Source organism: Polyangium spumosum (genome assembly GCF_009649845.1).
In the GTDB taxonomy this organism is placed as follows: domain Bacteria; phylum Myxococcota_A; class Polyangia; order Polyangiales; family Polyangiaceae; genus Polyangium; species Polyangium spumosum.
Map to the genome: position 1 here is coordinate 197,195 of NZ_WJIE01000010.1, position 13,178 is coordinate 210,372.

Annotated in this window: 11 protein-coding genes; 5 read left to right on the forward strand and 6 right to left on the reverse strand. The window is 68.6% G+C overall.

Annotated elements, in window-relative coordinates; all coding sequences use genetic code 11:
* Positions 1-17: 17 nt before the first annotated feature.
* The gene (gene ercA, locus GF068_RS30195) at positions 18-1,184 is read left to right on the forward strand and encodes an alcohol dehydrogenase-like regulatory protein ErcA (RefSeq protein ID WP_153822958.1); all 1,167 of its coding nucleotides are present in this window, start codon (positions 18-20) and stop codon (positions 1,182-1,184) included.
* Entirely contained in the window at positions 1,168-2,577 is a 1,410-nt protein-coding gene (locus tag GF068_RS30200; protein ID WP_153822959.1) for a GAF domain-containing sensor histidine kinase, read from the forward strand. Before ercA ends, GF068_RS30200 begins: the two co-directional genes overlap by 17 nt.
* On the opposite strand, the gene GF068_RS45525 is transcribed toward GF068_RS30200, so the two are convergent.
* The 5 genes from GF068_RS45525 to GF068_RS30225 form a co-directional block, all read right to left on the reverse strand.
* Entirely contained in the window at positions 2,574-4,094 is a 1,521-nt protein-coding gene (locus tag GF068_RS45525) for an EGF domain-containing protein (RefSeq protein WP_170319752.1), read from the reverse strand. The two genes, GF068_RS30200 and GF068_RS45525, sit on opposite strands and share 4 nt — an antisense overlap.
* An 81-nt stretch (positions 4,095-4,175) precedes the next feature.
* Positions 4,176-4,661: a hypothetical protein gene (locus tag GF068_RS30210; RefSeq protein ID WP_153822960.1), complete on the reverse strand. Its 486-nt coding sequence runs from the start codon at positions 4,659-4,661 to the stop codon at positions 4,176-4,178.
* 71 nt (positions 4,662-4,732) lie between these two features.
* A complete protein-coding gene (locus GF068_RS30215) occupies positions 4,733-6,040 on the reverse strand; it encodes a hydroxyacid-oxoacid transhydrogenase (RefSeq protein ID WP_153822961.1) in 1,308 nt (435 codons plus the stop codon).
* A gap of 4 nt (positions 6,041-6,044) precedes the next feature.
* On the reverse strand, positions 6,045-7,043 hold the full coding sequence (locus GF068_RS30220; RefSeq protein ID WP_170319753.1) for an NAD-dependent epimerase/dehydratase family protein: 999 nt from the start codon (positions 7,041-7,043) through the stop codon (positions 6,045-6,047).
* Positions 7,044-7,573: 530 nt separating this feature from the next.
* On the reverse strand, positions 7,574-8,176 hold the full coding sequence (locus GF068_RS30225; protein ID WP_153822963.1) for a glutathione S-transferase family protein: 603 nt from the start codon (positions 8,174-8,176) through the stop codon (positions 7,574-7,576).
* 103 nt (positions 8,177-8,279) lie between these two features.
* Here GF068_RS30225 and GF068_RS30230 point away from each other — a divergent pair, with 103 nt between their 5' ends.
* Entirely contained in the window at positions 8,280-9,026 is a 747-nt protein-coding gene (locus tag GF068_RS30230) for a hypothetical protein (RefSeq protein WP_153822964.1), read from the forward strand.
* A 9-nt stretch (positions 9,027-9,035) separates the two neighbouring features.
* Here GF068_RS30230 and GF068_RS30235 read toward each other — a convergent pair whose 3' ends face one another.
* Entirely contained in the window at positions 9,036-9,812 is a 777-nt protein-coding gene (locus GF068_RS30235) for a crotonase/enoyl-CoA hydratase family protein (protein ID WP_153822965.1), read from the reverse strand.
* A 174-nt stretch (positions 9,813-9,986) separates the two neighbouring features.
* Here GF068_RS30235 and GF068_RS30240 point away from each other — a divergent pair, with 174 nt between their 5' ends.
* Positions 9,987-12,434 (forward strand): hypothetical protein, encoded by a 2,448-nt coding sequence (locus tag GF068_RS30240; RefSeq protein WP_153822966.1) that lies wholly within the window; start codon positions 9,987-9,989, stop codon positions 12,432-12,434.
* A 361-nt stretch (positions 12,435-12,795) separates the two neighbouring features.
* Positions 12,796-13,161: a response regulator gene (locus tag GF068_RS30245; protein WP_153822967.1), complete on the forward strand. Its 366-nt coding sequence runs from the start codon at positions 12,796-12,798 to the stop codon at positions 13,159-13,161.
* The last annotated feature ends 17 nt before the right edge of the window (positions 13,162-13,178 follow it).

The window sequence follows — 13,178 nt, forward strand, 5'->3', positions numbered from 1 at the left end:
CCTGGGCGAGGTGCCTCATGAGAGAGCGGGTCGGCCACGAGCTGCGCAAGTTCGTGAGTCCTGAGTTGATCTTCGGCGTCGACGCCCGCCTGAGCGCGGGCCGCGCTTGTCGGAACCTCGGCGCGCGGCGGGTCCTCGTGGTCACCGATGTCGGCGTCATGGCCGTCGGGTGGGCGGCCGACGTCATCACTTCCATCGAAGAGGCCGGCTTCGAATGCTCCATTTATTCGGACGTCTCGTGTAATCCACGCGCCGAGGAGGTCATGGCCGGGGCCGAGTTCTACCGGACCGAGGGCTGTGACGTCATCGTCGCCGTCGGGGGCGGCAGCGTCATCGATTGCGCCAAGGGCATCGGCATCGTCAGCTCGAATCGACGGCACATCCTGGAGTTCGTCGGCGCCGACAGGGTCCCCGCGCCCATGCCCCCGCTCGTCTGCGTGCCGACCACGGGCGGCACCTCGGCGGATCTCTCGCAGTTCGCCATCTTCACCGATCTGCACGCCCGCACCAAGGTCACCATCGTCAGCAAGGCCGTCGTGCCCGACGTCTCGCTCGTCGACCCGCGGACGCTCACGACCATGGATCCCTACCTGACGGCCTGCACCGGAATGGACGCCCTCGTCCACGCCATCGAGGCCTTCGCCTCGAACGCACACTCGCCGCTGACCGACGTGCACGCCCTCGAGGCCATCCGCCTCATCCGCACGAGCCTCCCTGCCTGCATGCGGGACTCCGCGGACATCGAGGCGCGCACCGGGATGATGCTCGCGAGCCTGGAGGCGGGCCTCGCCTTCTCGAATGCAAGCCTCGGCGCCGTACACGCCATGGCGCACAGCCTCGGCGGCGCGCTCGATCTGCCGCACGGGGAGTGCAATTCGATCCTGCTCGCCCACGTGGTCGCCTTCAATTTCCCGGCGGCGAGCGAGCGATATGATCGTATCGGCGAGGCCCTCGGGCTCGACTGGCGTGGCCTCGGCGTGAAGGAGAAGGCGGCCCGGCTCGTCGCCGCCGTCGACCACCTGCGCGCCGAGGTCGGCATTCACGCGACGCTCGGACAGCGCGGCGTCCGTCGCGTTGACATCCCCGATCTCACGCGCAAAGCGTTGCAGGACGTCTGCATCGTCACCAACCCTCGCCGGGCCAGCCAGCGCGACGTCGAGCTGGTGTATGAAGAAGCCCTCTGATCCACCGGACGCGGCCGAGCCCTCCGACGAGCTGCGCGCGAAAATCATGGGCCTCGGCGAGCGCTCGGCCCGGAAGAGTTACTGGCCCGAGCTGCGCGTCCGCCTCGAGGAGCTCGAGCGCGCCCAGCGCGCCCTGCAGTTCCTCGCCGACGCGGGGGCCGCCGTGTCGAGCTCGCTCGATCTCGAGACCACGCTCGCGAACCTCGAGAAGGTCGCGCTGCCGGAGCTCGGGGATGTCTGCGTGGTGTACCAGCGGGGGCACTCCGGCGCGATCCGCAGGCTCGCCGTCAAACACGCGGGCGCGCGGGGGGAGGCCGCCGCGCGCGGGCTCGCCGAGCACGCCGAGCAGGGCGGCCACGTCGCGCACGTCGTCACGCGGGTCCTTTCGCGCGGGCAAGGGGAGCTCCTTTCGGACGGCGAAGGGCTGCGCGAGCTCGGCCTCGTGTCGCTCCTCTGCGTGCCTTACGACGCGGGGCCGCGCACCGCCGGCGCGTTGCTCTTCGCCGCGGCCGTGGGCTCGCGGCGGCGTCATGACGCGCTCGATCTCGAGGTCGCGCGCCAGCTCGCCGAGCGCGTGGCGATGGCCCTCGAGCACGCCCGGCTCTACAACGAGGCCCAGGAGGCGAGCCGGCTCAAGGACGATTTCCTGGCGATCGTCTCGCACGAGCTCTGCACGCCGCTCACGGCCATCCTGGGGTGGTCGAACCGGCTCGCGTCGGGCCGGCTCGGAGAGATGTCCATCCCGCGGGCCGCGTCCTCCATCGAGCGGAATGCGCGCGCGCTCGGCGCGATCATCGACAACCTGCTCGACGTCTCGCGCATGGCCGCCAACCAGCTCGACGTGGTGCTCGCGCCGATGGCGCTCCCGCCCGTCGTCCAGGCCGCCGCGGACGCGGCGAGGCCGGCCGCCCTGGCGAAGCAGCTCGATTTCGAGGTGTCGATCACGCGGAGCCTGCCGCCGATCCTGGGGCACGCGTGGAGGTTGTCGCAGGTCGTGACGAACCTGCTCGGCAACGCCATCAAGTTCACCCCGCCGGGCGGGCGGGTCGAGCTCGTCCTCACGCGGGGCGAGGAGGGGGCCGAGCTGCTCGTGCGGGACACGGGCTGCGGCATCCGGCCCGATTTTTTGCCCCACATCTTCGAGCGGTTCCGCCAGACGCAGGGCGTCGTCGACCGCGGGCGCGCCGGGCTCGGCCTGGGGCTCGCGATCGTGCGCCACATCGTCGAGCTGCACGACGGCGAGGTGCACGCGTCGAGCCCCGGCGAGGGCCTCGGCGCATGTTTTCGGGTGGTTTTACCTTATGCCCGGAGCGAGGCGCTCACCGGCCGTTGTGGCGTGACGTGTCACGAATGCCTGGCGTGTCCGGCGGCGGCGGCCGAGGCCGAGGACTAGCGGCTGGTGTTGCGGGACGATCGGCGGCGCAGGGCGACGGCGAGCGAGAGCAGGCCCGCGGCGAACGCGAGGTCGCCGCCGCTGTCACGTGATCCCGGGACGCTGCACGCGCAGCTCCCCTCTGCGATCGGATCGTCCGCGCATTGCCCGTCCGGGCAGGGGTTCGTGGGGGTGCAGGTGCTCGGCACGCCGGAGCAGGCGAACCCCTCCTCGACCACACACGTGCTGGAGCAGCCATCTTCGCTCGTGGCATTGCCGTCGTCGCAGCCCTCGACGCCGGCGAGGATGCCGTCGCCGCACGCGCCGGCCTCGCAGACCGAGGGTGCTCCGCCGCAGGTCCAGCCGCCTTCGACGACACACATCGCGTGGCAGCCGTCGCCGCTCGTGGTGTTACCGTCATCACACGCCTCGTTCGCCGCGACGATACCGTCGCCGCACAGCGAGGCGCAGGAGACGCCGTTACCTTCGAACCCCGCGTTGCAGGTGCAGGTGAACGAGCCGGGCGTGTTCGTGCACGTGGCGTCCTCGTCGCAATCGTCCGTGCCTTGCGTGCATTCGTCGATGTCCGCGCACGTGACGCCGTCGCCCTCGTAGCCCGGGTTGCAGGTGCACGTGAACGAGCCGGGCGTGTTCTCGCATCGCGCGTCATCGTGGCAGTTGGCGAGCTCGAGGCTGCATTCGTCGAGGTCCACGCACGGCATGCCGGACACCTCGCACGTGTATCCGGGCTCGAGCTCGCACGTGATCGAGCAGCCGTCGCCGGGGGTCGTGTTGCCGTCGTCGCAGGCCTCGCCCATCTCCAGCACGCCATTGCCGCAGACCACGAGGGGTTCGCATCCGGGCGCGTCGCTCGGCGCGTACGAGCACGTGGGCGCGTTGCACGTGTCGGTCGTGCACGGATTGCCGTCATTGCAGTCGGCGTTGGTCACGCACTGCGCCGCCCCGCTGGGCACGCCGGCCATGGTCAGGTCGAACTCGCAAGATCCGGTCGCGATGTTGCCGCCGACGCGCACCCTCTGTGTCGTCGCGCCGAGCGGCAACCCGAACCGGCTGAGATCAACCGGGACCAGGGCGAGCGTGTTGCCGCCGCAACCCGTCCCCGCCCCGAGCGGCGTCTGCTCGTTGACCGCCCACGTGTCGTAGTTCGTCCATACGCCCGGCGCGCTCTCGACGGCGATCGACGCCGCGTCGATGGAGAAACGCGAGTCGAACACGACGAGGTCGACGCCCGGGCCGTTCGTGATGAAGGTGTTGCCGAAGAACAGCTCCACGTAGGTGCCGGGAGCGCACTGGAGGTTCGCCGCGCAGACCGAGGGCGAGTGGCCCACGACATTCTGGGCGCAGTCCCCGTTCGGGTACGGGTAACAGGATCCGGCATCTCCGACCGCCGAGGCCGACGTGACCCAGCTATTCGCGTCGAAGGTGTACGGCCCGTACGTCTGCGCCTGCGCCACGCGCGGCGCGCCGAGCGCGACGAGGGTTGCGACGACGAGGCCCGATCGAAGAGGGAAGCGCATGGGACTCCTTTTGCGGCCGAGGTTATCAGCCTGGAGTCCGCGACGGCGAAAAAAAGCGGGAGAGACGAAAAGGAGGGGAGGCTAAAGCGCCTTCGGCGCCAGCGTGCGGCACAACTTCGCGACCGAGTCCCTGTCCTCGGCCTTCGCTGCCTTGATGTTGCAATGCAGCCAGCTCTCCTTGCTGATCGGATAGGCGTATTCGGCCACGAAGAAGCTCTGGACGCTGGTCTTGTACGAGCCCTCGCGCGCGGCGGAGCCGTCGGGGTTCTTCTCGTCCTTGTCGACCTTCACGTCGCTCGAGCCGGGGGGCGCGAGGTCGCCCATCGGGCCCACGGGCGTCATGGAGATGAGCATCCCGTCGAGCTTCGCGTTTTTGCCCTTCTCGACGATCCAGAACCCGGACGCCTTCGCGTCGACGATCTCCATGTTCGCCGGGATCGCGACCTCACACTTCGCCTCGGGCACCTTCACCCGCACGAGCTCCGCGGAGCCCTCCCCCTTGTTGCAGCCCACGAGGGCGAGGGCCACGACGAACAACGACCCGATGGCATACCTGGATGTCTTCATGAGGCGGCCTCCTACCAGACACCGAGATGCAAGGAAACAGGAATTTTGTAGGCGTCCTCGACCCGCGCCCCTCACCAATAGGTAAACGCCCCCCGAAACAGCGCCCGCAGCCCCTCCTCGTCGACCCCACACGGCGCGTTTGCCACGAGCCGCGCCTGCACGATCGTCCCCGCCGCCAGCGCCTCCACGTCCGCCTCGCCGTATCCCACCCCGGCGAGGCCATTCGGCACGCCCGCCGCGCGCATCATCCCCGATAGATGCGTCGCCAGCACCTCGCCGGCGTCCTCCGGCCCGGCGCCTCGTGTCTCCGCGCCGAGCATCGCCGCCGCTTCGAGGTGCCGCGATGGGTTCGTCTTCGCGAGCGCTCGGAACACCGAGGGCGCATTCACCACCACCGAGACCCCGTGCGGCACGAGCGGCTCGCCCTCGGGATACCCCGGCATCGTGAAGGAACGGCAGAGCCCCGAGACCGCGTACGACATCGCGTGTGGCAGGTGCACGCCCGCATTGCCAAACGCGATCCCCGCGAGCGTCGCCGCCCATGCCATTGCTTCGAGCGCCTCCTCGTCCTCCGCGTCCGCCACCGCGCGCAGCAGATACCGGCCCGCGAGATCCAGCGCGCTCTTGCAGCCCATGTCGCTCCACGGGTTCGCCCCCTGGCTCATCGGCCGCTGGTTCGCCGCGCTCGCCCGCGGCCGCGTCGAGAACGGCCGCGCCGTGTACGACTCGAGCGCGTGGCTCACGACGTCGAAGCCGCTCGCCGCGACCACGCTCCTCGGCATCGTCCGCGTGGCCGAAGGGTCGACGAGGGCCCGCGTCGGCCGGAGCCTGCGCGAGGCGATGCCCGTCTTGGCCTTGCGGCGCGTGTCGTCGAAGACCGCGATCCCCGTGCACTCCGCGCCCGTGCCCGTCGTCGTCGGGCAGGCGACGTGCGGGGGCAAGGGGCCCGGCACCTCGCGCCCCTCGCCGATCGGTCGATTGACGTACGCATCAAAATCGGCCGGATACGTGGCGTAGAGCAGCGCCGCCTTGCACGTGTCGATGACCGACCCGCCGCCCACCGACACATACCCGTCGAACCGGCCCTCCGCGGCGAACCGCGCCGCCTCCACGAAGGAACGATCCGTCGGCTCGATGTGCACCTCGTCGTACACGACGACGTCAATGCCTGCGCGTTCGAGCGAGCGGCGCGCCTCGTCCACGGGCGGGAGTTTTCCGATCCGCGCGTCCGTGAAGAGGGCGACCCTCCGCAGGCCGAGCGAAGTGGCCTCCGCGCCGACCTCGGCGAGCGCGCCCGGGCCGAACGTGACGGCCGAGGCGTCCATCGAGAACGCCGCGTCGCCGCCCTCGATCAGCGCGTAGCCGAGGCAATATCCCATCGCTTCAGACCCACTTCTCGCGCCGGTACCATTCGAGCGCGAGGCGCACGCCCTCGCCGAGCCGCACCTTCGAGCTCCAGCCGACGGCCTCGCGCAGCGCGTCGCTCTTGCACGTCCACGCCTCCTGCGCGCCCATCTTGGCCTTCTGCCGGTTGAACAGGCGTGGCTTCTTGTCGAAGCGCGTCGCGATCTCGCCGCCGAACGCCGCCACGTCGACGAGCATCTCCGGCAGATCCACGGTGAGCACGCGCCGGCCGCTGGCCTCGACGATCGCGCCCTGGAACCGCTCCCAGGTCATGGGGTCGTTGTCGCAGACGAAAAACGCGCGGCCCTTCGCGCCCTCGTGTGTGGCCGAGGCGAGCGTCGCCGCGACGAAATCGTCGACGTAGATGCCCGAGAACCAGCGCTTCTTGTTGCCGAAGAACACGTTCCGGCCGCGCTCGACCTCGCGGAACAGGTTGAAGTAGTCGACGTCCCCCGGGCCGTACACGCCGCCGGGGCGCAGGATCGTCCAGGGGATCACGTCGCCGGCGCGCTCGACGACGCGCTCGGCTTCGAGCTTGCTTTGCCCGTAGAACTCGATGGGGCGCGGCGCGTCGGTCTCGACGTGCGGGCGCGTGGCGCTCGAAGGGCCGTAACTCGCGAGGGAGCTGACGAGCACGAAGCGGCGCACCTCGGGGTGCTTCTTGCGCAGCGCCTCGAGCAGGTTCTCGGTGGGCATCACGTTCGCGCGGCGGAAGTCGTCGTACGCGACGCCCTTCGTCGCGCCCGCGACGTGCAGCACGTAGTCGGGCTTCTCCTCTTCGATCAAGCGCTCGAGGCCGGCGCGGTCGTCGTACTCGACCTCGACCGATCGGCCCCGCTTCGCGGGCGGCGAGCCGCGGCGCCGGAGCGAAACGACGTCGACGCCACGATCGACGAGGGCACTTTGCAAGCGCCCGCCGATGAAGCCACTCGCGCCGGTGAGAAGGACCTTTCCCGCTGCAATTCCGTGCTCTTCCACGTCGCCGCTTTGCCTCAACCGGGGCGGGGCGGCAAGAGCTCATCCGAGGGGGCGAGCCGTCATGGGGGTGTCGAGGCTCGATGCAGGTGGTGGGTCGAGCCTGAGGGAGGGTCGTTCAACGAGATGGATGTCGTCGATCGAGCCGGGTGGAAGGTCGATCAACGAGATGGATGTCGTCGATCGAGCCGGGTGGAGGGTCGATCGACGAGATGGATGTCGTCGATCGAGCCGGGTGGAGGGTCGATCAACGAGATGGATGTCGTCGATCGAGCCTGGCAGAGGCTCGATCGACGCGATGGATGTCGTTGTTCGAGCCTTCGGGAAGCTCGATCGACGCGATGGATGTCGTCGATCGAGCCTTCGGGAGGCTCGATCGGCTCGATGGATGTCGTTGATCGAACCTGGCAGAGGCTCGATCGACGCGATGGATGTCGTTGAACGACCCTTTTGGAGGCTCAGGCGACTCGATGGATGTCGTTGAACGACCCTGATGGAGGCTCAGGCGGCTCGATGCAGGTCGTTTCGACGTCTCAGCCCCGCTTCGCGAGGTACGAAGCGACGCTCGGCAGGGCCCGGAAGCGGTCCGCGAGGGCGCGGAGCTTGGGGAAGTCCGCGAGGCAGTCGGCCTTGAGGCCGACGTGGCTGTCGAGGGTGTCGAACGCGAGCACGTCCGCGAACGTCGGCGCGTCGCCGCCGCCGAACCACTTCGTGTCGCCGAGCAGGCCCTCGACCGTGCGCAACATCCCCGGCAGATCCGACCAGTACTTGTCGATCACGGCCTGCTCGGTGTTCATGAACGCGGCGAAGACCACGGGCGCGAACCGGCTGCGCCAGTCGTTGATCGTCTCGGCCGCGACGTCGGCCTTCGTCTTCTCGACCTCGTCCTTGCCGTCGAGGCCGAAGCTCCGCGCGAGGTGGCGGATGATCGCCATGCTCTGCGGGATCTGGCGCTCGCCGGACTCGCTCCGCTCGACGAGGACGGGGAGCTGGCCGAGGGGCGTCTTCGGCTTGAGGTCGGGCCAGTTCGTCACGCCCGTGTTGGTGAAGGCGACGTTCGCCAGGGCGAAGGTGAGCCGGATGGGCTCCGCGCGGCCACGGAGCGGGAAGTAGAGCAGTTCGTAGGAGGTGGACATGGCCCGAGCTTCTACCAGGAAGCGGGGAGGCCGAGAAGCCTCCCGATTTTCCCGGTGCGAAGCCCCACGAGTTCTTCTACCGTTCGCCGCTCGGAGGACACGTATGAGCGACGAGGACACGGACGATCTCGAGGGCGAGGACGAAGGGCACGAGGACGACGAGGGCGAAGGCGAGGAGGAGGAGAGCGAGCACGAGGTGCTGTTCGACGAGGAGACCGAAGGGGTGCTCGTCGCGGGCAAGCGCTTCAGCGCGAGCGGGATGACGCGCAGGCAGCTCGGCGAGCTCGCGTCGCACGTCGAGAAGGTCGCCGAAAAGACGGGGATCGCGCTGACGGTCGTGCCCGGCGGCGACTACACGGACACGGGGCCGTCGCCGGACGATACGGTCTACACGGAGGTGGTCGTCGGCCTCGAAGGCGGGCGCGGCGGGACGTACGGCCCCGATACGATCGCGCGGGACATGGCGCTACGCGCGCTCGAGAAGGCGAAGGTGATCCCGGCCGAGGTGTGGGCGGAGATCAGCGAGAAGCTCGAAGGGCGCGAGCGGCAAGGCCTGAGCGAGGCGGAGGTGCGTATGCACTTCGTGTGCGTCGGGCCCCTCGCGGCCGCGACGCTCGCATTCGGCGTGCTCGGGACGGAGGACGCCCCAGGGCCCGGCAAGTACATGCGCGGCGTGGACATGGAGCAGATGCCACACACAGAAGGCGTCTGGGGCCTGCGCGTCGCGTACGTGCAGTACGAGGGGCCCGAGAGCGAGGAGGTCGATCTCGGCGAAGGCGCGCACGCCGAACGCGTGAAGGAGCTCGGCGCCGCGGACGCGCGGTATTTCATCCTCGCGCGTTACGATTGACGGTCGGCGTCAGCGGCCGGAGAACCGGCCCGCGCGCCTCTCCACGAACGATCGCATCCCCTCGGCCGCGTCCTCGGTCTTCATGAGGACGCGGGCCCGCGCTTCGAGGCGCTTCGCCTCCACGTCGGGGCCTTCGATCATCGCAGCACGGCAAGACGCGAGCGTCTCGCGGACGGCGATGGGCGCCTGCGCGGCGACACGCTCGCAGAGCCACGCGGCGCGATCGAGGAGCTCGCTCGCGGGGACGACCTCCTGCACGAGCCCGATCCGATACGCCTCCTTCGCGTCGAAGACGTCCCCCGTGAGCAGCCATCGCATGGCATTGCCGTGCCCCGCGAGCGCCGGGAAGCGGAGCGTGGCGCCGCCGAACGGGAAGATGCCGCGCTGGACCTCGAGCTGCGAGAATCGTGTATCCTCGGCCGCGACGCGGATGTCGGCGGCGAGCGCGAGCTCGATCCCGATCGTGAAGCAATACCCCGAGACGGCCACGACCATCGGCTTCGTGAGGCGCCGCGCCCCGATCGCGAGCGGATCCACGCTGCCCGGCGGGTAAAGCGCGCGGCCCGCGGCGACGGCGGGGCCGACCTCCACGAGATCGAGCCCGCCCGTGAAATGGCCGCCGTGGGCGAACAGGAGGCCACAGCGGAGCCCCTCGTCCTCCTCGTACGCCGTGTAGGCCTGCGCGAGCTCGTCGAGCATGGCCAGATCGAATGCGTTTCGTTTCTCCGGTCTGTTCAGGCCGATGCGGACCGTACGACCGAGGCGCTCCACCGTGACACGTGCCATGGGCGGACCTTACCACACCCGAGGGCCCGTCCGGGCCGTGAACCTGCGCTCCCCGGACATCACGAACCTTCGCCCGGGGCGCCGTGGTCTGTCACCATTGAACAATGAAATATTTTCGTTACCAGGATCGGCGCGCCCCGGGATTTCAATTCGTACATTGCTATGCTGAAGAGCATGGAATGGAGCACGTATTTTTCCGGTCACGCTTCCATCCGTCGTGTCCTCGTGGTCCCTCTGCTCGCGTTCGTCATCGCTTTGACGCTGGCCTGCGCGCCTGCGGACACGGAGAAGCCGGCAGGCGCGAGCGTGGGCGGCGCGAGCGTGGGCGGCGGAGGCGGGACGGCGGGCAGCGGAGGCGGGACGGTCGACGAACGGCCGTTCGTGTTCCGCGCGGGCGAACATGGCTTCGAGCTCCGCGTGAGGGGCCGGGCGTTCGAGCCGTTCTGGCCGATCGGCGTCAATTACAGCCACGCGATCCCCGGCACGTCCCCGGGCGAATTCGTGGCGACGCGCGAGCAGATCGCCGAGTGGATCGAGGCCATCGCGGAGCTCGGCGTCAATGCGGTGCGCGTCTACACGGTGCAATCGCCGATCTTCTACGAGGAGCTCCTCCATTACAACACGAAGCACCCCGAGCGTCCCCTCTTCCTCTTGCAGGGCGCCTGGCTGAAGGAGCCCGAGGAGGACCCCGATTTCCACGGCATCCCCGACTACCTCGACCCTTCGATCCGGGACTGGTTCCGCGACGAGATCGAGAAGGTCGTCGACGTGGTCCACGGCAATCGCGAGATCCCCCACGGATCACCCGAGATCCCGATGAACTACGGCCGCGCCTTCGGCAGCTTCACGGCGGACGTCTCCCCGTGGCTGCTCGGCTGGCTCGTCGGCCGCGAGGTCGAGCCGCTCACCATCGTGAGCTCGCACCAGAAATACTACGACGAGAACTGCCACGGCTTTCCGTGCAAGGTCTCCTACGCAGGCACGTGGTTCTCCATCGAGGGCGCGTCGCCCATCGAGGCGTTCGTGACCGAGTACCTCGATTACCTCACGACGTACGAGGAGGAGGGGTACGGCGAGAAGCACCCCATCGGCTTCTCGAACTGGCCCACGCTCGACCCCATCGACCACGTGGTCGAGTACGAGTTTCCGGAGTCCGTCGACGACATGGAGCAGCTCGATCTGCTGAAGATCGAGGTCTCACCGAGCTTCACCCCGGGGCTCTTTTTCTCGTACCACGCCTACCCGTATTACCCCGAGTTCATCCTCCACGAGCCGCAATACGACATCAAAGACGACTTCGGGCCGAACTCGTACCTCGGCTACCTCCGTCACCTCCGGGAGGTCTACGCCGGCCACACCCTCATCATCGGCGAGATCGGGCATCCTTCGAGCCAGGGAACCGGGCATTACGCGAAGTCGGGCCTGCACCACGGCGATCTCGACGAGGTCCAGCAGGCCGAGGCCATCAAGCGATCGCTGCGGACGATCGACGAAGCCGAGCTGGATGGCGCGTTCCTCTTCGCGATGATCGACGAATGGTTCAAGCGCGCCTGGGTGGTCGATCGCGTGGAGCTGCCGGCGGACCGGCGGCGGGTCTGGTACAACGCGATGAACCCGGAGCAGAACTTCGGCCTCATCGCGATGCGACCCGGCGCGGAGGGGGTCCACCACGTGCTCGACGGGAAAGGGGACGATTTCCTGGTCGTCCCGACCGCCTGGCAAGAGGGCCCGGCGCTCGCCCCGCAAGGCGACGGGCACGACGCGGCCCGCACCCTGCGCACGATCAAGGTGGACCACGACGAGGGATTTTTACATATCCTGCTCGAGGTCGAGTCGCTCGATCCGGACGGCAACGGAGAGGTCGACTGGGATCACGTGGATTACCTCGTCGGCATCGACACGTACCTGCCCGAGGCGGGGGACGCTTGCCTCGACGAAGCGTGTTCGCTGCGCACCGAGCGGCGTATCGAGTTCCTCCTTCGTATCGAGTCGGAGGACGACGTCGCCCTCCACGTCGACGAGCCTTACGATCTTTATGGCCTCTGGCACAGAAATCGGGAGGATTGGCAGCTCTACCGTACGGCCCCCAACGACGACGGCCTGTTCAACCTGGTCCAGACCATCACCAACAACTCGTTCTGGCACAAAGGGGAGATGCTCGCCCCGATCATCGCGCAGAAGACGGGGCAGTTCCGGACCGGCACGGAGGCGATGCGCTCGACGAGCAATTTCTGGTATTCGATCGCGGACGGGACGCTCGAGGTCCGCATCCCCTGGAACCTGCTCAACGTGACCGACCCCTCCCAGCGCCTGGTGGTCGACGATCACGTGCCCGGCGTGAAGACCAAGGAGGTCGAGCTCACCGTCACGAAGACCCCCGAGCTCGCGATCCTGGCGGTCGCACTCGGAGGCGCCGCCGAGGCGGAGACCGCAGTCGTCGACACGTTGCCTCGCGCCCATCAGGTCGGCGGCACCTGGGTCATCCCCGCGGACGGGGTCGCGAGGTACACCTGGGCCGAATGGGAAATTCCGACCTACCACTCGTACCGCAAGCGCTCTTACAACATCGTGAAAGCGGCGCTGCCGAAGATCGTCCCGGAGAGCGCAAACGTTTCGCCCTGAAGCGCACCACGCGCCTGCCGCGATCGCCGCGTCGTCCCGGCACCTGCAGCGCGACCCTTCATGAAGACCTTGCAAGGCCGAGGATGCCAGGGCCTTCCGAGAATCAACACGAGGTCCTTCGAGGAACCACCCGATCTCCAAGGCATTTGGGGTGTAGCTGGGATCCCGCACGACTCCCCATCCGCCCCCGCCGCCCGCGTGGCGGAACCTGCGGTCCACGCGACTCGGGCTGAGGTCCAGACTCCGCAGGGAGAACACCTCCTCGTACGCGTGGTGGCGTACGTCTCGTCGCACTTCGGAGGGCCACACGACGGCATGACGATTGCAATCAGGTCGGCGCTACTACGAGAGGTGCGGACTCATGGCGCGTGTCCTGCTCATCGACGACGATCACGACCGGACGGAGATCATCGCCCGCGGATTGCGAGCGGAAGGGCTCGAGGTGGTGCACGTCGGCACCCGGCGCGAAGCCTTCGTCGCGCTCGACGGCCCGGGTCGGTTCGACGCCGCGCTCGTCGTGCTGGCGCTCCCGACGGGCGACCGCTTGGAGCTCGCCAGGGAGCTCCACGCGCGGTTCCCGGGCCTGCAGGTGGGCCTGGCGCGGGGGCACAAGCTCTCCGTGCGTCCGAATGAACATACGAGCGAGCGCACCCTGCGCTTCGAACCCGTCCCCGAGGACGGCCAGAAGCTCGCGCGCGCCCTGCGGTCGCGGCTCATCGCGGCCTGACCCAGCTCGCCCCGCGT